17 protein-coding genes are annotated in these 21,872 nt (G+C 65.6%); 11 read left to right on the forward strand and 6 right to left on the reverse strand.

All coding sequences use genetic code 11. The features are described from left to right. Positions 1-112: 112 nt before the first annotated feature. The 3 genes from ptsP to G4223_RS17825 are packed head-to-tail and all read right to left on the reverse strand — an operon-like array spanning position 113 to position 4,656. The gene (gene ptsP / locus G4223_RS17815) at positions 113-2,374 is read right to left on the reverse strand and encodes a phosphoenolpyruvate--protein phosphotransferase (protein WP_163682600.1); all 2,262 of its coding nucleotides are present in this window, start codon (positions 2,372-2,374) and stop codon (positions 113-115) included. Next, the gene (locus G4223_RS17820; protein WP_163682498.1) at positions 2,374-3,411 is read right to left on the reverse strand and encodes an NAD(P)H-dependent flavin oxidoreductase; all 1,038 of its coding nucleotides are present in this window, start codon (positions 3,409-3,411) and stop codon (positions 2,374-2,376) included. Before G4223_RS17820 ends, ptsP begins: the two co-directional genes overlap by 1 nt. 30 nt (positions 3,412-3,441) lie before the next feature. Next, complete coding sequence (locus G4223_RS17825) at positions 3,442-4,656, reverse strand: aspartate kinase (RefSeq protein ID WP_163682500.1); 1,215 nt, start codon at positions 4,654-4,656, stop codon at positions 3,442-3,444. Between the two features lie 170 nt (positions 4,657-4,826). On the opposite strand from G4223_RS17825, the gene ubiG reads away from it, so the two are divergent. From ubiG to clpB, 10 genes are all read left to right on the forward strand, one after another. Then, positions 4,827-5,603, forward strand: a complete 777-nt coding sequence (gene ubiG / locus G4223_RS17830; RefSeq protein WP_163682502.1) for a bifunctional 2-polyprenyl-6-hydroxyphenol methylase/3-demethylubiquinol 3-O-methyltransferase UbiG — start codon at positions 4,827-4,829, stop codon at positions 5,601-5,603. 77 nt (positions 5,604-5,680) lie between these two features. Then, positions 5,681-7,534, forward strand: coding sequence for an ATP-binding protein (locus tag G4223_RS17835; protein ID WP_163682504.1), 1,854 nt, complete (start codon positions 5,681-5,683; stop codon positions 7,532-7,534). A gap of 77 nt (positions 7,535-7,611) precedes the next feature. Beyond that, complete coding sequence (locus tag G4223_RS17840) at positions 7,612-8,382, forward strand: substrate-binding periplasmic protein (RefSeq protein ID WP_163682506.1); 771 nt, start codon at positions 7,612-7,614, stop codon at positions 8,380-8,382. Between the two features lie 99 nt (positions 8,383-8,481). Then, positions 8,482-9,591, forward strand: a complete 1,110-nt coding sequence (gene ispG / locus G4223_RS17845) for a flavodoxin-dependent (E)-4-hydroxy-3-methylbut-2-enyl-diphosphate synthase (protein WP_163682508.1) — start codon at positions 8,482-8,484, stop codon at positions 9,589-9,591. Positions 9,592-9,597: 6 nt separating this feature from the next. Beyond that, on the forward strand, positions 9,598-10,833 hold the full coding sequence (gene hisS / locus G4223_RS17850) for a histidine--tRNA ligase (protein ID WP_163682510.1): 1,236 nt from the start codon (positions 9,598-9,600) through the stop codon (positions 10,831-10,833). Further along, on the forward strand, positions 10,830-12,074 hold the full coding sequence (gene hemA, locus G4223_RS17855; RefSeq protein ID WP_163682512.1) for a glutamyl-tRNA reductase: 1,245 nt from the start codon (positions 10,830-10,832) through the stop codon (positions 12,072-12,074). The genes hisS and hemA overlap by 4 nt, the downstream gene beginning before the upstream one ends. A gap of 10 nt (positions 12,075-12,084) precedes the next feature. Then, entirely contained in the window at positions 12,085-13,140 is a 1,056-nt protein-coding gene (prfA, locus tag G4223_RS17860) for a peptide chain release factor 1 (protein ID WP_163682514.1), read from the forward strand. A 1-nt stretch (position 13,141) separates the two neighbouring features. Further along, entirely contained in the window at positions 13,142-13,987 is an 846-nt protein-coding gene (gene prmC, locus G4223_RS17865) for a peptide chain release factor N(5)-glutamine methyltransferase (protein WP_163682516.1), read from the forward strand. 268 nt (positions 13,988-14,255) lie between these two features. Continuing rightward, positions 14,256-14,987, forward strand: a complete 732-nt coding sequence (locus G4223_RS20115) for a DUF4167 domain-containing protein (RefSeq protein WP_163682518.1) — start codon at positions 14,256-14,258, stop codon at positions 14,985-14,987. 176 nt (positions 14,988-15,163) lie between these two features. Continuing rightward, on the forward strand, positions 15,164-17,752 hold the full coding sequence (clpB, locus tag G4223_RS17875; RefSeq protein WP_163682520.1) for an ATP-dependent chaperone ClpB: 2,589 nt from the start codon (positions 15,164-15,166) through the stop codon (positions 17,750-17,752). A 343-nt stretch (positions 17,753-18,095) separates the two neighbouring features. Here the strand turns inward: clpB and G4223_RS17880 are convergent, their stop codons facing one another. The 3 genes from G4223_RS17880 to G4223_RS17890 all read right to left on the reverse strand — a co-directional run bounded on the left by G4223_RS17880 (position 18,096) and on the right by G4223_RS17890 (position 20,495). Beyond that, the gene (locus G4223_RS17880) at positions 18,096-18,518 is read right to left on the reverse strand and encodes a helix-turn-helix domain-containing protein (RefSeq protein WP_163682522.1); all 423 of its coding nucleotides are present in this window, start codon (positions 18,516-18,518) and stop codon (positions 18,096-18,098) included. Between the two features lie 142 nt (positions 18,519-18,660). Continuing rightward, a complete protein-coding gene (locus tag G4223_RS17885; RefSeq protein WP_163682525.1) occupies positions 18,661-19,362 on the reverse strand; it encodes an RluA family pseudouridine synthase in 702 nt (233 codons plus the stop codon). After that, positions 19,359-20,495 (reverse strand): SPOR domain-containing protein, encoded by a 1,137-nt coding sequence (locus G4223_RS17890; protein ID WP_163682528.1) that lies wholly within the window; start codon positions 20,493-20,495, stop codon positions 19,359-19,361. Before G4223_RS17890 ends, G4223_RS17885 begins: the two co-directional genes overlap by 4 nt. 161 nt (positions 20,496-20,656) lie before the next feature. On the opposite strand from G4223_RS17890, the gene G4223_RS17895 reads away from it, so the two are divergent. After that, positions 20,657-21,841 (forward strand): class I SAM-dependent methyltransferase, encoded by a 1,185-nt coding sequence (locus G4223_RS17895; protein WP_163682530.1) that lies wholly within the window; start codon positions 20,657-20,659, stop codon positions 21,839-21,841. The last annotated feature ends 31 nt before the right edge of the window (positions 21,842-21,872 follow it).

Raw genomic sequence — 21,872 nt, forward strand, 5'->3', positions numbered from 1 at the left:
CCTTCCCGTAAGCAATGGGGGAAACGAACGGCAGGCTCCTTGTGTAGCAAACTGCCGGGCGGGGTGGCAACCACCCCTCGGCCGGTTTGGGGTGTTTCAAAGGACCGTGCCTTTACAGGGTGACGCCGTGGTCGATGGCGAAGCTTCTGAGCTTGTCGCGCAAGCTGCGGTCTGGCGCCTGCAACAGACTGTCCAGATAGGCCTTGACCGGCGCCACCCGAAGAGTGCGGATCATGGTCTTGACCGGGCCGATGCTGGGCGCCGCCACCGACAGCATGCGTACGCCGCAAGCGATCAGCGCCATGGCTTCGAGCGGCCGGCCGGCCATTTCGCCGCAAACCGACAACGGCACGCCCGCCGCTTCGCACTTGCCGGCGACATGGCGGATGAAGGTCAGCATGCCCGGTGCCAAGGGGTCGTAGCGTTCGGCGATGCGCGGGTTGCCCCGGTCCACCGCGTACAGGAACTGGGTCATGTCGTTCGAACCGATGGACACGAAATCGACCAGCGGCAACAGTGCGTCCAACTGGAAGGCCAAGGCCGGCACTTCCAGCATGGTGCCGACCTTGAGCCCGGCCGGCAAATCGTGCCCCAACGCCCGTTCGCGTTCGATCTCCAGGTTCAGGATGTGGCGGGCTTGGACCAGTTCCGCCACCTCGGCGATCATCGGGAACATCACCCGCAATTCGCGCCCCTTGGCGGCGCGCAGCAGGGCGCGCAACTGATGGCGCAGCACCGCCGGGCGGTCCAGGGTGATGCGGATCGACCGCCAGCCCAGCGCCGGGTTGTCCTCTTCGTATGGATTCCAATAAGGCAGGATCTTGTCGCCGCCGACGTCCAACGCGCGGAACGTCACCGGCTTGCCCTCGGCCTGATCCAGGATCTTGCGGTACAGCAAGGTCTGGGCCGCCACGTCGGGCAGCGCCGAGCGGGCCATGAACGGCAGTTCGGTCCGGTAAAGCCCGACGCCATCGGCTCCCGAATCGCGCAGATGGCTCATGTCCAGCAACAGGCCGGCATTCATCATCAGCTTGATGGCGACATGGTCGTCGGTTACCGCCGGCAGATCGCGCAAGCGTGCGTATTGGGCGGCGCGTTCGGCGCGCAGGCTGATGGCGTCGGCGAAAATGTCGCGGATGTCGTCGCTGGGGCGCACGAATACCTGACCGTTGTCGCCGTCAACGATGACCGGGTCCAGGGGCTCGACCTTGTCCAGCACTTCCTTGGCGCGGCCCACCACCGGAATGTCCAGCGCGCGGGCGACGATGGCCACATGCATGGTGGGCGAGCCTTCCTCGAGCACCAGGCCGCGCAGGCGCTTGGGGTCGTAGTCGAACAGGTCCATGGGGCCCATGGTCCGCGCGATCAGGATGGCGTCGTCGGGCAACTCGCCCGTGCCCTTTTCCTCGCCTTCCGACAAGTGTTGCAGCAGACGGTTGGCCAGATCCTCGAAATCGTGCAGGCGTTCGCGCAAATAGGGGTCGGTGATCTGGCTCATGCGTGCGCGCATGTCGTCGTGCACCTTCTGCACGGCGCCTTCGGCGGTCAGGCCCGAGCGGATGGCCTCGCCGATCTTGCCCAGCCAGCCCTTGTCCTCGGTGAACATGCGATAGGTCTCAAGGACGTCGCGATGTTCGCCGTCACGCATCTCGGGGCGTGAGAACAATTCGTCCAAGGCGTTCTTGATGGCGGCCAGCGCGGTACGCAGCCGTTCCATCTCGGCCTCGGGGTCCTCGGCGACCAGTCGGCGGATGGTGATGCGCGGCTGGTGCAGCACCGCGACGCCGATGCCGACGCCGGCGTTCAGCTTGATGCCCTCGATCCTGAGCGGCAACAGGGCGTTGCCGTCCACCGCCACCAGTTCCTGGCGGTCCACCAGTTCGCCCGACGCCACCAACTCGGCCAGCACCATGGCCACCGTCTCGAGGGTCTCGATCTCCTCGTCGGTGTAATGGCGCATGGTGCGGTTCTGCACCACCAGCACGCCGATGACCCGGCCGCCGCGGATGATCGGCACACCCATCAGCGAATGGAAGATTTCTTCGCCGGTTTCCGGGCGATAGGCGAACATGGGGTGGGCCTGGGCGTCGGCCAGCGCCAGCGGGCGGGCATGGGCGGCGACGTCGCCGACCAGACCTTCGCCGACCCTGAGCCGGGTCTTGTGCACCGCCGACTTCTTCAGGCCTTCGGTGGCGAACAGTTCCAGCACTTCGCCGGCACGCATGACGTAGCACGAGCACACCTCGGCCACCATGTCGGCGGCGATCAGCGTCACCACCTTGTCCAGGCGTTCCTCGGCGGTGCCGCCGCCGGCCATGACGTCACGCAGACGGGCCAGCAGGCGGCGCGAGACGGAAGGCGCCGCCGCCTGCATCACGCCACCCGTTCCGGCGAGGCGGTGCGCAGGGTCAGCGCGGCGATCGCCTGATCCACCAGTTCCGCCAGGATTTCGGCGCAGGGCGCTTCACGGGTGACCAGGCCGACACTTTGCCCGGCCATCACCGAACCGTTCTCGACGTCGCCGTCGATGACCGCGCGTCTGAGCGCGCCGGCCCAGAAATGCTCGATCTCCAACTGAGCTTCCTTCTGCTCCAGTTCCCCCGCGCGGTAGCGGTGGATGACCTCGTGCTGGAACTCGACGAAACGCTTGGTTCCTTCGTTGGCCAAGGCCCGCACCGGGATGACCGGAAAGGCCGGGTCCACCTGGGCGGTGGGCACGGCGTCGCGGGCGGCGGCGCGGATGAACGCCTGCTTGAACTTGGGGTGCGCCACGCATTCCGAGGCGCAGACGAAGCGGGTGCCCAACTGTACGCCGACGGCGCCCATCTCCAGATAGCTGACGATGGCTTCGCCGCGGCCGATGCCGCCGGCCACGAACACCGGTACGCGCGCCGCCATCTCGGGCAGGATTTCCTGGGCCAGCACGCTGGTCGCCACCGGGCCGATATGGCCGCCGGCTTCGGTTCCTTCGATCACCAGGGCGTCGGCGCCCGAGCGCACCAACTTTTTCGCCAGCACCAAAGCGGGGGCGAAACACACCACCTTGGCCCCGGTTTCCCTGGCCCGCTTGATGGCCGCGCCGGACGGCAGGCCGCCGGCCAGCACGATATGGCCGACCCGCATCTCGCCGCACACGTCGATCAGACGGTCCAGTTCGGGATGCATGGTGATCAGGTTGACGCCAAAGGGTTTGGCGGTCAGGGTTTGTGTCGCGGCGATCTCCTCGGCCAGACGGTCAGGCGCCATCGACCCACAGGCGATGACGCCGAACCCGCCGGCGTTGGAAATGGCGGCCACCAGGTGGCGTTCGGAAATCCAGGACATGGCGCCGCCAAGGATGGCGACGTCGGTGCCCAGGAATTCGCGCCCGCGCTGCCACAACTGGTCAAGGCGTTCGCGCGGAAAGGTCATTCCTTTCCTCTCCCCCTCGATAATCGGGCTTTACGCCGCGTCCAGGCCGTAAGCGGTATGGAGCGCACGCAACGCCAGTTCAGTGTACTTCTCCTCGATCAGGACGGAAATCTTGATCTCGGAGGTGGAGATGACCTGGATGTTGATGCCTTCGGCGGCCAGGGTCTGGAACATCTTCTGGGCGATGCCGGCATGGCTGCGCATGCCGACGCCGATCACCGAGACCTTGACCACGTTGGCGTCGGCCACCAGCTTCTCGAACGTGAGGCCGGCGTCGGACACCACCTTCTTGGCGCGGTCAAGGTCGGCCTTGCCCACGGTGAAGGTCAGGTCGGTGGATTTGCCGTCGTCGGACACGTTCTGGACGATCATGTCGACGTTGATGGCGGCGTCGGCCAGCGGGCCGAAGATGGACGCGGCCACGCCCGGACGGTCGGAGACCTTGACCAGGGTAACCTTCGCTTCGTCGCGGCTGTAGGCGATGCCGCTCACCAATTCCTTTTCCACGATCTCATCCTCATCGCAAACCAGAGTACCGGGCTTGTCCTCGAAGCTGGACAACACCTGGACGCGCACGCGGTGCTTCATGGCCATCTCGACCGAGCGGGTCTGAAGCACCTTGGCGCCGACCGAGGCCAGTTCCAGCATTTCCTCGTAGGTGATCTTATCGAGCTTCTTGGCGCATTTCACGATCCGGGGATCGGTGGTGTAAACGCCGTCCACATCGGTGTAGATGTCGCAACGGTCGGCATGCAAGGCCGCCGCCAGCGCCACCGCCGAGGTGTCCGAGCCGCCGCGGCCCAGCGTGCTGATGCGGTTATCCGGTCCCAGGCCCTGGAAGCCGGCGACCACCGCCACCTGGCCTTGTTCCATGCGGCGGATCATGTCCTCGGTCTCGATGGTCATGATGCGGGCCTTGCCGTGCACGCCGTCGGTGCGGATCGGCAATTGCCAGCCGCACCAGGACCGCGCCTCGACGCCCAGTTCCTGAAGACCGATGGCCAACAGGCCGGTGGTCACCTGTTCGCCGGTGGCGACGACCTGGTCGTATTCCCGCGCGTCGTGCAGCGGCGCCATCTGTTTGCACCAGTCCACCAACTGATTGGTGGTGCCGGACATGGCGGACACCACCACGGCGACCTGATTGCCGGCCTCGACCTCGCGCTTGACGCGCTTGGCCACGTTCTTGATACGGTCGATGTCGCCGACGGAGGTTCCGCCGAACTTCATGACGATGCGAGCCATGAGGAATTCCTTTTGGACCTGCCCCCTATTCCATGGGGGTCACTGGTCGGTTCCACGAATCTTTCGTTTGCCCGGTTGCCGCCCGGAGGGCGCCTCTTCATACTCTGTCGCCAATCTGGAAGCAAGTGCGGCCGCCCCCCTGTTCCGACGGCCGCGACGAGGAGTCCTTCATGTCCGAAGCCAACGCGCCCGCGCGCCCCGTTCAGCCCCAATCCCCCGCCCGCCAGGCCACCTCCTCGGCCGAGGAGGTGGCCCGCTTCACCGCCATGGCCGAGGCGTGGTGGGACCCGACCGGCAAGTTCAAGCCGTTGCATCGCTTCAATCCGGTGCGGCTGGCGTTCATGCGGCGCAAGCTGGCCCAGCATTTCGGGCGCGACGCTGATGCCGTCCAGCCGTTCGAGGGGCTGCGTCTGCTTGACGTCGGTTGCGGCGGCGGTCTGTTGTCCGAGCCTCTGGCGCGCATGGGCTTCGCCGTTACCGGTATCGACGCCGGGGAAAAGAACATCGGCGTCGCCCGCATCCACGCCGAACAATCGGGGGTCGCGGTCGATTACCGTGTCGGCGGTCCCGAGGACGTCGAGGCCAATTCCTTCGACGTGGTGCTGTCCATGGAAGTGATCGAGCATGTGCCCGATCCCGCCCGCTTCATCTCGTTGGCGGCCGGCGCGGTGCGGTCGGGCGGCGTGTTCCTGGGGGCCACCTTGAACCGCACCTTGAAATCCTATGCCCTGGCGGTGGTGGGGGCCGAATACGTGCTGCGGTGGCTGCCCGCCGGCACCCATGACTGGCGCAAGTTCATCAAGCCGTCGGAATTCGCGGCCTTGCTGCGTGACGCCGGGATCGAGGTTCGCGACCAGAAAGGCCTGGCCTACGCGCCGTTCGCCGACGATTGGCGCGAGACCGATTCCTTGGACGTTAACTACATGCTGTTTGGCGTAAAAGGATAGGGACGGTAGATAACGCTTCCGGCCGGGCGGGCGTCGGCCTAAGCTGGGACACGGGTTTTCCCAGCGGAGGGCGAGAAATGCCTGAGCCCGGAGCCGGAGGCAGATTGCGGCGTCTGGACCGCGCCACCGTCCTGGCGGTGATGGCGTGGACGGTGGTGGTCATCGCCTCGCTGGCGTGGAACCTGTACAACACCTGGGAAACCAGCCGTGATCTGGCGCGCCGCGAGGCGGTGGCCCATTTCAACAAGGATCAGGCCATCCGTTATTGGGCGTCGCGTCACGGCGGCGTCTATGTGGAGGTCGATGCCAACACGCCCCCCAATCCGGCGCTTGAGCATATTCCCGAACGCGACCTGACCACGCCGTCGGGGCGCCATCTGACCTTGATGAACCCCGCCTACATGCTGCGTCAGGTGATGGACGACTATGCCGGGCTTTACGGCATTCGCGGCCGGATCACCAGCCTGTTGCCGCTCAATCCCGACAACGCCGCCGATCCTTGGGAGGAGATGGCCCTCAAGCGTTTCGAAACGGGAGAGCGGCAGGTGTTCGAGTTCGTGACCACCGACGGCGAGCCCTATCTGCGCCTGATGCAGGCGATGATCACCGAGCAAAGCTGTCTGAAGTGTCACGGTCACCAGGGCTACGAGGTGGGCGACGTGCGTGGCGGTGTCGGCATCGCCCTGCCCTTGGCGCCCTATCAGCACACCGCCCGTATCGCCATGGCCATCCAATCCCTGACGCACGCGGTCATCTGGCTGGTGGGGGTTGGCGGGATCGTGCTGGTGGGCATGCGGTTCCGCGCCCTGGCGGCAGAGGATGTGGCCGAGCAGGCCCGCATAGCGGTGCTTCATCACCGGTTGGAGTTGGTCCTGGGGGCGGTCAGCGACGGCATCGTCGGCATGGACCAGAAAGGCGCGGTCAAGTTCGCCAACCCGGCGGCGGCGGCGATTTTGGGCTATGGCGCCGGAGAGCTTTTGGATCGCGATCTGCACGAAACCGTCAACCCGCCGGGCGAGCCGGGGCGCATTTTGTTGGGTGGGGTCGATTCGGGGCGCATCGGCAAGATGTTCCGGCGCAAGGATGGGACCCTGGTGCCGGTCGAACTGGCGGTTTCCCCGGTCAGCGAGGAAGGACAGCCGGTCGGCGCCGTGGTGGTGTTCCGTGACGTCTCGGAGCGTCTCGAAGGCGAAAGGCGCAGCCGCGAATTGATGGAGAAACTGGCGCAAAGCAACCAGGACCTTCAGCAATTCGCCTACAGCGTGTCCCATGATCTGCAAGAGCCGTTGCGCATGGTGGGCTCTTATCTGCAACTGCTCAGCCGCCGTCTGGGCGACGGCTTGGATGGCGATTGTCGCGAATTCATCGGCTTCGCCGTGGACGGCGCTGCCCGCATGAGCCGGATGATCGCCGATCTGGTGGAGTTTTCCCGCGTCGAAAGCCGCGCCGGCCCCATGTCCCAGGTGGATGTGAACCAGGTGGTGGACGACGCCCTGGCCAACCTGGCCGTGGCGATCGAGGATTCGGGCGCCGACATCCAGGTGGACAAACCGTTACCCGCGGTGATGGGCGATGCCAGCCAACTGGAACGGCTGTTCCAGAATCTGGTCGGCAACGCCATCAAGTTCCGCTCTCCCGACAGGCCGCCACACATCCAGGTCACAGCCGTCATCTTTGACGGCATGGCCGAATTCCGGGTTTCCGACAACGGCATCGGCATTCCCGCCGACAGTTTCGAACGCATTTTTCAGGTGTTCCAGCGGCTGCATTCCCGCGACCGCTACGAAGGGTCGGGCATCGGTCTGGCGGTGGTGCGGCGCATCGTCGAACGGCATGGCGGCCGGGTTTGGGTTGAATCCCGCGAAGGTGTCGGCAGCGTGTTCCACCTGACATTGCCTTTGTCGAATTTGGCTGCGTCGGGCGGCAATTAAGCCTTGCGACAGCCCCCGACGCATGCCTATCACGTGTCTGTTCTTGTGTCGTATCGGGACGACAGCGCGGGGTGGGCATGCCGGGAATGAACAAACTGGTGGCGGCGCTGTTCGTCTTGGTGTGGGCCTTGGCCGCAGGGGGCGCGCGGGCGGACGTGATCACCTTGCGGGCCGACGAATGGTGCCCGTTCGATTGTTCCGGCCAACCCGAAGGCTATGGGGTCGAGGTCACCAAGGCGATTTTCGCCAAGGCCGGCCATCGGGTGGAGTTCGCCTTGTCGCCGTGGAGCCGTTCGCTCGAGGATTGCCTGCGCGGCGCGGTGACGGCGGTGATCGGCGCCGCTCCCGTCGACAGTCCCGATCTGGTGTTTCCCCATCTTCCCATCGGCGTGTGGGACACCACCTTCCTGGTGCGCCGGAACGATCCGTGGCGGTTCGACGGTGTGGCCAGCCTGAGCCGGGTCAAGCTGGGCGGCATCATCGGCTATATCTATATGGAGCCGGTGGCGTCCTATATGGACGCCAACCGCAACCGGCGGGACCGTGTCGATCTGGTGGGGGGGCGGACGCCCCTGGACGTCAACCTGCGCAAATTGTTGGGTGGACGCATCGATGCCACCATGGAAAGTCGTGCGGTCCTTGAGTACAAGCTCAAGGAGATGGGCCTTGCCGATCAGGTGGAGTTCGCCGGGGGGACGGAAAGCGGGCCGATCTACGTCGCCTTTTCCCCCAAGCATCCGAAATCGCGCGAATACGCCCGACTGTTCGACCGCGGCTTGGCCGAGATGCGGGCCAGCGGCGAACTCAAGGCCATTCTTGACCGCTATGGCGTGCGCGATTGGCAATAAGCCCTGCGTGGGTGACACCTTGGCGGCAAATGCGCTATATGATCGGCCCCGGTCCCGGTTTCCTGGGGATTGGGTCCTTTTCACGGTCGCGGTGCAAGCATGAGCGTGCGAACCTATCGCCAGATTCAACGTCGTCAGTCGCGGTTGATCCACGTCGGGGCCGTGCCGGTGGGCGGCGATGCCCCCATCTCGGTGCAGACCATGACCAACACGCTGACATCCGACGTGGCGGCCACGGTGGCGCAGATCAAGCGGGCCGAGGCGGCGGGCGTGGACATCGTCCGCGTGTCGTGCCCGGACGAAGACTCCACCCGCGCGTTGAAGGACATCGTCGCCCAGGTGTCGGTGCCGGTGGTGGCCGACATCCATTTCCATTACCGGCGCGCCATCGAGGCGGCCGAGGCGGGCGCCGCCTGCCTGCGCATCAATCCCGGCAACATCGGCTCCAGCGACCGGGTGCGCGAGGTGGTCAAGGCGGCCAAGGATCACGGCTGTTCCATGCGCATTGGCGTCAACGCCGGGTCGTTGGAAAAGCATCTGTTGGAAAAATATGGCGAGCCATGTCCCGAGGCCATGGTGGAAAGCGCCTTGGAACACGCCAAGATTTTGGAAGATAACGACTTCCGCGAGTTCAAGATCAGCGTCAAGGCGTCCGACGTGTTCCTGGCGGTGGCGGCCTATCATGGCTTGGCCGAGGCCTGCGACTATCCCTTGCACCTGGGTATCACCGAGGCCGGCGGGCTGATCGGCGGTACGGTGAAGTCGGCCATCGGCATGGGCAACCTGTTGTGGGGTGGCATCGGCGACACCATCCGGGTGTCGCTGTCGGCGCCGCCCGAGGAAGAGGTCAAGGTCGGCTTCGAGATTTTGAAGTCGCTGGGCTTGCGCACGCGCGGCGTCAACATCGTGTCGTGCCCATCCTGCGCACGCCAGGGCTTCAACGTGGTGGATACCGTCGCCTTGCTGGAAAAGCGCTTGGCCCATGTCACCGCGCCGGTGACGCTGTCGATCATCGGCTGTGTGGTCAACGGTCCCGGCGAAGCGCGCGAGACCATGATCGGGTTGACCGGCGGCGGCGGCGACAACCACATGGTCTATGTTGCCGGCACCCCCGACCACAAGATCGATGGCGACGCCATGGTCGAACACATCGTCCAGTTGGTGGAACAGAAGGCGGCGGAAATCGAAGCCGCCAAAGCGAAGGAATAAGTTATCGTGTCCAGCCTGCAACCTGTCCGCGGCACCCACGACCTGTTGCCCGACGATTCCCGCCGCCACCGCCATGTGGAGCAGACCGCGTTCGAGGTGGTGAAGCGTTACGGTTATGGCGAGGTCGTCACCCCCATCTTCGAGTTCACCGAAGTCTTCTCGCGTACGCTGGGCGAGACCTCGGACGTGGTGACCAAGGAGATGTACACCTTCGCCGACCGCTCGGGCGATTCCATCACCCTGCGTCCCGAGGGGACGGCGGGTGTGGCCCGTGCCTTCATCTCGGGCGGGCTGTCGCAGAACCTGCCGCTCAAGCTGTTCTATCGCGGGCCGATGTTCCGCCACGAACGCCCGCAGAAGGGGCGGTTGCGCCAGTTCCATCAGGTGGGGGTCGAGCTTTTGGGCGTGGACAGCCCCCAGGCCGACGTGGAAGTGGTGTCCATGGCCTTTCGCATGTTGCAGGCGCTGGGGCTGGGCGACACGGTGCAACTCGAGATCAACACCTTGGGCGACGCCGACAGCCGCACCGCCTATCGCGACGCGCTGATCGCCTATCTCGAACCCTTCCGCGACGCGCTGTCCGAGGACAGCCGGGCGCGGCTGGACAAGAATCCCATGCGGGTGCTCGATTCCAAGGACGAGGGCGACAAGCGCATCGTCGCCGGCGCCCCCTTGATCCAGGATTGCCTGACACCGGGCGCGCGGGCCTTCTTCGACGAGGTCTGCGCCGGCCTGACCGCGCTGGCGGTGCCGTTCGTGGTCAACCCCAAGCTGGTGCGCGGCCTCGACTATTACTGCCATACCGCTTTCGAGTTCATCACCACCGCGCTGGGCGCCCAGGGGACGGTGCTGGCCGGTGGCCGCTATGACGGGTTGATCGGTCAGATGGGTGGTCCCGCTACCCCCGGCATTGGCTGGGCGGCGGGTGTCGAACGCCTGTCCATGCTGGTCGAGGACGTGCCCGAAGCGGCGCGGCCCGTCGCGATCATTCCCATGGGCGACGTCCAGGCAGCCATGGTGCTGGCTGATCGTCTGCGCGCGGTTGGCTTGGCGGTCGATCTTGGCTTTTCGGGCAACATGAAGAAGCGCATGGCGCGTGCCAACAAGGCCCGTGCCCGTTTCGCGGTGATCCTGGGCGATGACGAGGCGGCGCGGGGTGCGGTCACCTTGCGCGACCTCGATTCCGGGTCTCAGGAAGAGGTGCCGCTGGCGGCGCTGGAGGAGCGGCTGCTGCGGCCATGAGTTCCGCCTCGCCCCGTTTCGTCGTGGTCGGCGCCAACCATCGGTCGGCGTCGCTGGGCCTGCGCGACCAATTGTTCGTGGACGATTCCGGGGTTGCCGATTTTCTGGTCGGGCTCAAGGCGCGCGGCCTTTATGAGGTGCTGGTGCTGTCCACCTGCGACCGGGTCGAGGTGTGGGCGGGCCATCACGACGGGGACATGGCGACGTCCCTGATCTGCGAGGCCTATGGCGCGCGGGCCGGGTTGTCCCCGGCGGCTCTGGCCGGGCAGCTTTATACCCATGTGGGCGAGGCGGCGGTGCGCCATGCCTTTGCCGTGGCCAGCGCCATGGATTCCCTGGTGATCGGCGAACCGCACGTCGCCGGCCAGGTCAAGGCGGCCCACCGTCTGGCCCGCGACGCCGGAACCTGCGGCCCCGAGCTCGAGGCGGTGCTTCAGGCGGGTTTCGCCTGTGCCAAACGCATTCGCAGCGAGACCCACATCGGCGAGGGACCGGTGTCCATCGCCGCCGCCGCCGTCCAACTGGCGGGCGACCTGCACGGCGACCTGTCCCATTGTTCGGGGCTGGTGCTGGGGGCCGGCGACATGGGCGAACTGGTGGCGGAAAGCCTGATGGCCGCCGGCCTGGGGCGGCTGTCGGTGACCGCGCCGCGCGCCAGCCGGGCCGAGGCCCTGGCCCACGCGCTCAACGCCAACGTCGTTGCGTTCGAGAACATGCGGGAGGCCCTGGCCGGGGCCGACGTGGTGGTGGCGTCCTCGGGCGGGCGCGCCGTCCTGGTGACCTCGGAGGTGGTCACCGCCGCGCTCAAGAAACGGCGGCGCAAGCCGATCTTCCTGGTGGACGCCGGCATTCCCGGCGACATTGAACCGGCGGTCAACCGCATCGACGGCGCCTTCCTTTACGACCTCAACGACCTGGAGCAGGTGGCGCTGGAAGGGCGCGCGACCCGCGAACAGGCGGCGCGGTCCGCCTGGACCATCCTGGACGACGAGGTATCGCTGTTCCTGCGCGGGCGCGCCGCGCGGGTGGCCGTTCCGGCCATCGTCGCCTTGCGTCAGCGCTTCGAGGAAACCCGCGAGGCGGTGCTGGCCGAAAGCCACGGCGACGCCGACGCCGCCACCCGCCTGTTGATCCACCGCCTGCTGCACGCGCCCAGCGAGACCATGAAATCGGTGGCGGCCGAAGGCGCGGATTGGCAGCACATGGAAAAGACGTTGCGGACGTTGTTCCGCCTGGATTGATGGACAAGGCATGAATCTCGACGCCCAACTGGACAAGGTCCTTTACCGTTACGACGAATTGCGCGAGTTGCTGTCGTCGGCCGACGGTTCCTCCTTTGCCCGGCTTTCCAAGGAATTCTCGGAAATCGAGCCGGTGGTGGGGGCGGTGCAGGCGCTGAAGAAGGCCCGCGCCGACATGGCCGAGGCCGAGGCCATGATGGCCGATCCCGAGATGAAGGATCTGGCCGAGGCGGAATATTACGAGCTCAAGGACCGTCTTCCGGGGCTGGAACGCGACGTTCAGCTGATGCTGCTGCCCAAGGACGAGGCCGACGAAAAGAACGCCATCTTGGAAGTGCGGGCCGGCACCGGCGGCGAGGAGGCGGCGCTGTTCGCCGGCGAGTTGTTCCGCATGTACGAACGCTACGCCGCCACCAAGGGCTGGCGTTTCGAGGTGATGGACGTCAACGAGACCGACATCGGCGGCATGAAGGAAGCCACCGCCACCATCACTGGCCGTGGCGTGTTCGCGCGTCTCAAGTTCGAATCGGGGGTGCATCGCGTCCAGCGCGTTCCCGCCACCGAGGCCGGTGGCCGCATCCACACCTCTGCCGCCACGGTGGCGATCATGCCCGAAGCCGAAGAGGTGGACGTCCAGTTGAACGATTCCGACCTGCGTTTCGACGTCTACCGCTCGCAAGGTTCGGGCGGCCAGTCGGTCAACACCACCGATTCGGCGGTGCGCGTCACCCACATTCCCACCGGCTTGGCCGTCGCCTGCCAACAGGAAAAGAGCCAGCACAAGAACAAGGCCACCGCGCTCAAGCTGTTGCGGGCCCGTCTCTATGACATGGAGCGCGCGGCCAAGGATGCCGAACGCGCAGCCGCCCGCAAGTCCCAGGTGGGGTCGGGCGACCGTTCGGAGCGCATCCGCACCTATAATTTCCCGCAGGGCCGGGTCACCGACCACCGTATCAATCTGACGCTCTATAAGATCGACGAGGTGATGAACGGCACCGCGTTGGAAGAGGTGGTCGAGGCCCTGATCGCCGCCGACCAAGCCGAGCGTCTGGCGGAGATGGCCTAGGGTGGAGACGATCGGCGCCGCCGCCCGTGCGCTCGCCCAACGTTTCGTCGCCGCCGGCATCGATACTGCCCGTCTCGACGCCCGGCTGTTGGTGGCCGAGGTGGCGGGCATCGCCCCCGACCGGGTGGCGTTGGCTCCCGACACGCCGTTGACCTCGGAGCAGGCGACTCGGCTGGAGCATCTGGCGGTTCGGCGCCAACGGCGCGAACCCATCAGCCATATTCTGGGCCGGCGCGGCTTTTGGACGCTTGAGCTCAAGGTCACCGCCGACACCCTTGATCCGCGTGGCGACACCGAGACCCTGGTCGAGGCGGTTCTGGCGCGTGTCGCCGACCGTTCGGCACCGCTGCGCGTGATGGATTTCGGCACCGGCACCGGCGCAATCCTTTTGGCTTTGCTGTCGGAACTGCCCAACGCCAGCGGCGTGGCGGTGGACAAAAGTCCTGCGGCATTGGCGGTGGCACGGGAAAACGCCGAAAACCACGGTCTGGCCGGGCGGGTCGATTTCGTGCTGTCCGATTGGGCGGCGGCGGTGGAGGGGAGTGCCGACGTGGTGGTGTCCAACCCGCCTTATATTCCCGATTCCGATATCGACCGCCTGGAACCCGAGGTGGCGACGTACGAACCCCGTCTGGCCCTGGCGGGCGGACCCGACGGGCTGGAATGTTACCGCGTCCTGGTGCCGCAGATGGCGGCCCTGGCGGTGCCCGGCGGCGTGGTCGCGGTCGAGGTGGGGGCGGGACAGGGCAGCGACGTGGCCGCGCTTTTCCGGCAGGCCGGATTGACGGTGGTGGCGCTGCCGCGCGATCTTGCCGGGGTCGAACGCTGCGTGGTCGCCACCAAGTGATAGGGGCCCTTGCAAAAAAGATCGCAAAAGGTTGGCGAAGACCCTGAAAAAAGAGTTGGAAAGCACGCGCTTCCCGGATAGGGTGACGCCCGTCGAGCGCCACCGAGCCGAGGACCGCGTAGAGCCGGCAGCTCCGCCCCTCACCGCAGCGCCAACCGATCCCTCCATTGCCCAACCTCGGTGATCCGAGGTCATGGCCGGACCCGGAACGCCGGGTGGATCGACTTAAGACTTGTGCATCGACTGGTATCTGGTGAAGGCAGGATCCGTGAACCCGAAGCAACGCTCCCGTGGCCGTGGCAATAACGGCGGTAATCCCAACCGTGGCAACTATAACGGCGGCGGCGGCCATAGCGGCGCGCCCCGGCACATCAACGTCCGCACCCAGGTGTTCGATTCCAACGGACCCGAAGGTCGTATCCGTGGCAACGCCCATCAGGTGATGGAAAAATATCTTGCCCTGGCCCGCGACGCTTCGTCCCAAGGCGACCGGGTGGCGGCCGAGAACTTCTATCAGCATGCGGAGCATTATTTCCGCCTGATCAACGCCTATAACCAGAACAACGGCCAGCGCCGGCCGCAGAACCTGCCGACCCCGGCCGAGGACCAGGCTGACCTGGGATCCGAGGACGGCGAGGGAGAGGGAGAGGGCGAGGGTGAACAGCAGGCTTTGGCCGCTGGATCTGCCGCCGAACAAATGGCCCAACCGGAATTCGAGCCCGAGGACGTGTCGGCCGAGGTTTCCCAGCAGGCTGCGGAACGGCCGCACCGTGCGCCGCGCGGCGAACGCCAGCCGCGTGGGGAACGCCAACCGCGCGAGCAGCGTGAACCCCGTGAGCCTCGAGAGTCCCGCGAACCGGCAGAAGCCGAAGCGGCGCAGGTGGTGCAGCAACCCGCCGAAGGCGCCAAGCCGGAACGGGCTCCGCGTCGCCGGGCCCCGCGTCAGGCCGCACAGCCCGCCGCCGAGAGCGATGCTTCGGTGCCCGAAACGGCGGCTTGAGTCGGTTCCGTTCAATGGGAACACCCTCCGGTGAAAACTGGAGGGTGTTTTTATTTGTCCATATTTCTCCTCGCTTGCGGCCGGCTGAATTTCTTCCATATCTATCATCGGTTCCGTGAGGGCCGGGTGCGTTGCCGTTGATTGGGACGTGCCGGCCTGTCGCCTGGGAGGTCGAGATGGATTTCGAGAAGTACACCGAGCGTTCCAAGGGGTTCGTGCAGTCGGCGCAAACCCTGGCCGTACGCCGGGGGCACCAGCGTCTTTTGCCCGAACACCTGCTTAAGGTCTTGTTGGACGACAAGGAAGGGCTGGCCGCCAATTTGACGCGCGCCGCCGGTGGAGACCCCAAGAAGGCTTTGGCCGCCGTTGATGCCGAGTTGGACAAGTTACCCACGGTGGAAGGCCCCGGTGCCGGCGGCCTGCATCTCAGCACCGAACTGGCCCGCGTCTTCGAGCAGGCCGAGCAGATGGCACAAAAGGCCGGCGATTCCTATGTGACCGCCGAACGCATGTTCCTGGCGCTGTCCATGGCCGCTGGAACGCCCTCGGCCCGCATCCTGTCGGAAGCCGGGCTTACGCCCCAGGGGCTCAACCGGGCGATCGAGGAGGTACGCAAGGGGCGCAAGGCCAATTCCGCCTCGGCCGAGGATTCCTATGACGCGCTCAAGAAATACGCCCGTGACCTGACCGCCGCCGCGCGTGAGGGCAAGCTGGACCCGGTAATCGGCCGTGACGAGGAAATCCGCCGCACCATCCAGGTGTTGAGCCGCCGCACCAAGAACAATCCGGTGTTGATCGGCGAGCCCGGCGTCGGCAAGACCGCCATCGTCGAGGGGTTGGCCATCCGCATCGTCAACGGCGACGTGCCGGAAAACCTCAAGATGAAAAGCTTGATGTCGCTCGACATGGGCTCGCTGATCGCCGGCGCCAAATTCCGCGGCGAATTCGAGGAACGCTTGAAGGCGGTGCTGAACGAAGTGGCGTCGGCCAATGGCGACATCATCTTGTTCATCGACGAGATGCATACCCTGGTGGGGGCCGGCGCCTCGGAAGGGGCCATGGACGCCTCGAACCTGCTCAAGCCGGCCTTGGCGCGCGGCGAACTGCATTGCGTCGGCGCCACCACGCTGAACGAATACCGCAAGCATGTGGAGAAGGACGCGGCGCTGGCGCGGCGGTTCCAGCCGGTGTTCGTGTCCGAGCCCACGGTCGAGGACACCATCTCGATTCTGCGCGGCATCAAGGAAAAGTATGAACTGCATCACGGTGTCCGCATCAGCGATTCGGCACTGGTGTCGGCGGCGACCCTGTCCAACCGTTACATCACCGACCGTTTCCTGCCCGACAAGGCCATCGACCTGGTGGACGAGGCGGCGAGCCGTCTGCGGATGGAAGTGGATTCCAAGCCCGAGGAACTGGACGAACTGGACCGCCGGATCGTCCAACTCAAGATCGAGCGCGAGGCGCTGAAGAAGGAATCCGACCGCGCCAGTCGCGACCGTTTGGAAAAGCTGGAAGAGGAACTGGTCGACCTGGAAGCGGAAAGCGAGCGGGTCACCAGCGCCTGGCGGGCGGAAAAGGATCAACTGGCGTCGTCCACCAAGATCAAGGAACAGTTGGACCAAGCCCGTATCGAGGCGGAGAAGGCCCAGCGCGAAGGCCGTTACGAAAAAGCCGGCGAGCTTCTTTACGGCGTCATTCCCGACCTTGAGCAAAAGTTGGCCCGTGCCGACGGCAAGCAAGCCGGCATGCTGAACGAGGCGGTGACCGAGGAGCAGATCGCCGCCGTGGTGTCGCGTTGGACCGGCATTCCGGTGGACAAGATGCTGGCCGGCGAGCGCGAAAAGCTGCTCGACATGGAAAACCGCCTGAAAACCCGCGTGGTCGGCCAGGAAGAGGCGGTGGTTGCCGTCTCCAACGCCGTGCGCCGGGCCCGTGCCGGACTTCAGGACCCCAACCGACCCATCGGTTCGTTCCTGTTCCTGGGGCCGACCGGCGTCGGCAAGACCGAATTGACCAAGGCGTTGGCCGAGTTCCTGTTCGACGACGAAACCGCCATGGTGCGCGTCGACATGTCGGAATACATGGAAAAGCATTCGGTGGCCCGCCTGATCGGCGCCCCGCCCGGCTATGTGGGCTACGAGGAAGGAGGGGCGTTGACCGAGGCGGTGCGCCGCCGTCCCTATCAGGTGATCCTGTTCGACGAGGTGGAAAAAGCCCACCCGGACGTGTTCAACGTGCTGCTTCAGGTGTTGGACGATGGCCGTCTGACCGACGGCCAGGGGCGTACGGTGGATTTCCGCAACACGCTGATCGTGCTGACCTCCAATCTTGGTTCGGACGTGCTGGCCCATCAGGCCGACGGCCACGATTCGTCCGAGGTGCGCGAACAGGTGATGGAAGTTGTTCGCATGAATTTCCGTCCCGAGTTCCTGAATCGTCTGGACGAAATTCTGCTGTTCCATCGCCTGAACCGTTCCGACATGACCGGCATTGTCGATATCCAGTTGGGACGGCTGCGCAAGTTGCTGGTGGACCGCAAGATTTCCCTGGTCCTTGACGGCGCGGCGTTGGAATGGCTGGGCGAAAAGGGTTACGACCCCGTCTACGGTGCCCGCCCGCTCAAGCGGGTGATCCAGCGCAGTCTGCAAAACCCGTTGGCCAGCCTGATCCTGGAAGGACGAATCGAGGATGGTGACACGGTGACCGTGTCGGCCGCCGAAGGGGGGCTGTTGATCAATGGTGTGGCGGTGCCGCAGACGTGATTTAGGCAAAGGCGGAGCGTTTCAGGAACGCATATATGCCATGCCACTTTGTGTGCGCATCGCGTTTGCATTTGCTGCGGGTGCGTGATAGAAGGTCCGCTCCTCAGGTGGATACCCCATCTGAACGGATTTCTTTTGGCCGGTGCTCCGTTCCCCCTCCCCCCCTAGGGGTGCTGGCCGCAAGGCGCGGGGTTCCCGTTTCGCGGGAACCCCGGCCAACGCATCACACGGCAATTTCAGGTTATCGCGTCACGCGCCACGGGCTTGGTTTCAAGCCTGAATTGTTGCGTTTCTCGTGTCGGATGGTTTCCCCGGCCGGGGTGGCAACCGGGGATTTTCTCAATTATTCTGTGGCGCCGTCCTTGTTGGCCAGTCGCTTGACCAGCTCATAAATGCCGCGACGCACTTCGGCGTCAGCGATGCTGCGATAGTTGCGGGTCAGTTCCAGTAATTCCCGGTCCGGCTCGAACGCCACTTTTGGCTGTTCTTCCAAGCCGCCTTCCCGTGGCATGTCGTCGAAGAAAAAGCTGACCGGAACATCCAGCGATTCGGCGATGTGGAAAAGCCGGCTGGCGCTGACGCGGTTGGCACCGCTTTCGTATTTTTGAACCTGTTGGAACGTCAGACCGACCGACCTGGCCAAATCGGTTTGGCTTAGTCCCATCAATGTCCGGCGCAATCGCAGGCGCCCCCCAACATGCACGTCAATGGGGTCGGGATCGCCACTTTCTGTGCGCGCCCGGTATTTGCTGCCTTTGGTTGTCATAGCGAGACATCTCGAAAGTGTGTGATTGCATACAATAACCGCCGGACAAATTGTATGCAATATCGGGAGGGGGCACAAAGCCGCCCACAGCATCGTCATGTGTTGACGGCCATTTCCCTTTTGATTGATTAGAGAAGTCTTTTTATTCTTCCTGGTAGCCGCAGGCGGTCAGCAGGGCGTGCATATGTGTCGGTACGGGCGCTTGGACCGTGACCGGCGGTTTGTTCTTGGCGAACGGCATGGTGATTTGGCGGGCATGCAGATGCAGATGGGGAGAGACCAGGTCGGCGGTGCCACGGCCGTAGACGGAATCGCCGACGATGGGCCATCCCTGGGACGCCAGGTGGACGCGGATCTGGTGGGTGCGGCCGGTGCGTGGCCGAGCTTCGATCCAGCTTAGCCTGCCATTGCGGCCGAGGACCCGCCAATCGGTGACCGATGGCTGTCCGCCAGCATCCACGATCATGCGCCAGCCGTGGCGTTTCTCCAGTTTCTTCAGTGGTTTGTCGATGGTTCCGGCATCGGTGGGCGGGTCACCCACCACCACCGCCCAATACACCTTTTCCACCTGTCCCGAGGCGAACAGCTCTCCCAGCCGGGCCAGCGCCTTGCGGTGACGTCCCAGCACCAGACAGCCGGAAGTGTCGCGATCCAGCCGATGCGCCAGTTCCGGCGCGCGTGGCAACCCGAAGCGCAGCCCGTCGAGCAGGTCCATCAGATGGCCGCCGCCCTGGCGGTCCTTGGGGGGGCCAGCGTGCACCGCAAGACCGGCGGGCTTGTCGATGACCAGCATCATGCCGTCGCGATAAAGCAGACGGGCGGCGATCTCTTCGGGGGTCGTCATGGGGCGGCGGGGAACGGGGTGGGGGTGCACGACTGGCCACGGGTCTTGAGCGCCGCGCACAGAACTTCCGCCTTGGCCGGCTCCATCGGTCCGGCGATCAGACGATAGGTGACGCCCAATTCGCCCAGATCGGCGCGCGAGACGGTGTGGCCCAATCCGGTCAGTTCCGGGTGTTCCTTGACCAGGGCTTCCCACGCCTTGTCGCCGTGGCCGGCGCTGCCCATGGACAGCAGGTGGATTCCGGCCGGTACGGTGGCTCCGGCCGCCAGCTTCGGCGCCTCGACGCCGGGCGGAGAGGGGATGATCTCCAGCCGCCCGGAAACGCCTCCCGGCATGCGGTTGCCGCGTCCCTTGGCGGTGACGGGCTTTGGCTTGGGCGGGGCAGGTGGCGGGGGCGGCAGCAATTCCTGGGGCAAGGTGCCGCCGGCCACCAGCTTGTCGATGGCCGCCGTTTCCCCGGCCCGTTGTTCCGGGGTGATCAGGCCGGAATCCTCCAGCCGGCCCAGACGGTCCTGAAGCTTGCGGGCCGAGACGATGTCGGGCGGTGAATAGGGTTGGCGTCGCGTCGGCCGTTCAGGCAGCAAGGCATCGGCCAGAAAGGCGCGTTCGGCTTCGCGCATGAGGGCGGCGCTTTGGGGGCCGGTGTGCAGACGTTGGAACTTGTCGACCATCTGCCGCAGTGGCGGAATCGGGGCTTCAAGGCCGGCGGCGGCGGGCTGGGACACGCTGAGCGGCAACAGGGCGGCCAGATTGGCGTCCTTGCGCCGGCCGGCCTCCTCGACCGGAAGCAGGCCGCGTTGCGCCAGCGCCTTGAGCGTCAGGAAACGCAAGGCCATGGGGTCGCCGGCCAACAGAATCTCGGCCTGTTCCGGTGCCAGGCGTCCCTCGGGGAAGGGGACGTATTCGGTCGGCGGCGGCGGCGGTGGCTCCATCGGCGTGTCGGCGGCCGGGGGCATCGGCGCGTCGCCGTAAAACTGGTTCAGGCCGGGGGGGACATAGCGCCGCCCCTCGACGCGGGCCTGGGCCTTGTCGAGATCGGAGCCCATGGCTTCCAGGCCCAGTTGCATCCTCTGGCAACCAACCAGGACCGGCAGCAACGCCATCACCAGCACTTTACGCGGAACGAACGGCATGGGGCCTCGGCGGGAACGAAGATCGTGCCAATTTTCCCCGCCTGGGACGGAAGCGCAACAGCAATCGCGAGCAAAGGATTGATTTTGCCGTCGCCGCGTTGACCCAAGGTCCCCTGCCGGCCTATTGAAGGGGGCTTCGTTTCCTGTTTTCGGCGGCCATCTTGTCCGACATCCATGCCCGTCTTGTCCGTCTGGCTGCTTCGGGGCGGTTCGACGCGGTGTTGCGCGCCGCCGCTGGCCTGCCCGACGACGGCGGCGCGGCCCAGGCCTTCAAGCACGGTGCCGCGGCGCTCAAACGCAACGACGCCTTCAGCGCGGCGGCGGCGTTCGAGACCGTGCGCAGGCTTGATCCGGCCTTTCCCGCCCTGGCCGAGGCGTTGACAGCCGCCTATCGGCGCGACGCCCGCTATGTCGACGCCTTGGCGGCGTCCGAAGGACAGAATGGGCGGCAATGTCGGTTCGAACGCGCGCTCAGCCTGTTGGCGCTGGGCCGGGGGGCCGAGGCGTTGACGGAACTGGACGCCATCTTGGCCGCCGATCCCGACCATGCGGCGTCATGGTTCGCCAGCCACGCCCCGGCGCTGGAGGTGCATGGCCTGGACGAGGCGCGACACCGGCTGGTCCGCGCCACCGCTTGCGTCGGCGCCAACGGCAAATATTGGGGCTATCTGGCGTCTTATGCTTTGCTGGCCGGCGATCCGGCGGCCGAAACCTTGCTGCGCGACCATGTGGATCCTTTTCCCGCGCGCCGCGCTTTGGCCGACGGGATACGGGCTCTGTTACCTCATTGCGGCGGGTCGCCGCGTCTGTTCGGACTGTCGGCATCGGTGTTGCGTTTCGCCCTGGAACAGGCGGTCCTGCCAGGGTTGGTGCTGGAATTCGGGGTGCGGCGCGGCACTTCGGTCACCGTCCTGGCCCAGGCGGCGGGGCAGGCGGTGCACGGTTTCGATTCGTTCGAGGGATTGCCGCAATCCTGGGGGGCCGAGCCGGCCGGCGTGCTGACCTGTGGCGCCCAGTTGCCGCCGGTGCCCGACAACGTCACCTTGCATGCCGGCTGGTTCGAGGACACGCTGGAGCCGTTCCTGGCCGACCATGCCGATCCGGTGCGGCTGGTCAACGTCGACAGCGACATCTACGCTTCGGCCCGCTTCGTGCTGGAGCGGCTGAAAGGGCGGATCTTGCCGGGAACGGTGCTGGTGTTCGACGAATTCGTCGGCAACAGGACGTGGGCCCTGGACGAATTCAAGGCTTTCGCCGAGTTCGTGGCCGAGAGCGGGATCGGCTGGCGGGTGCTGGCGCTGGCGCCGCATACCAAGCAAGTGGTCATCCGCGTCGAAGAATCTTGACTCGCGGCCCCCCATGGGGAGAGTCAGCCCC

The organism is Magnetospirillum aberrantis SpK (assembly GCF_011022235.1).
Classification (GTDB): Bacteria; Pseudomonadota; Alphaproteobacteria; order Rhodospirillales; family Magnetospirillaceae; genus Magnetospirillum; species Magnetospirillum aberrantis.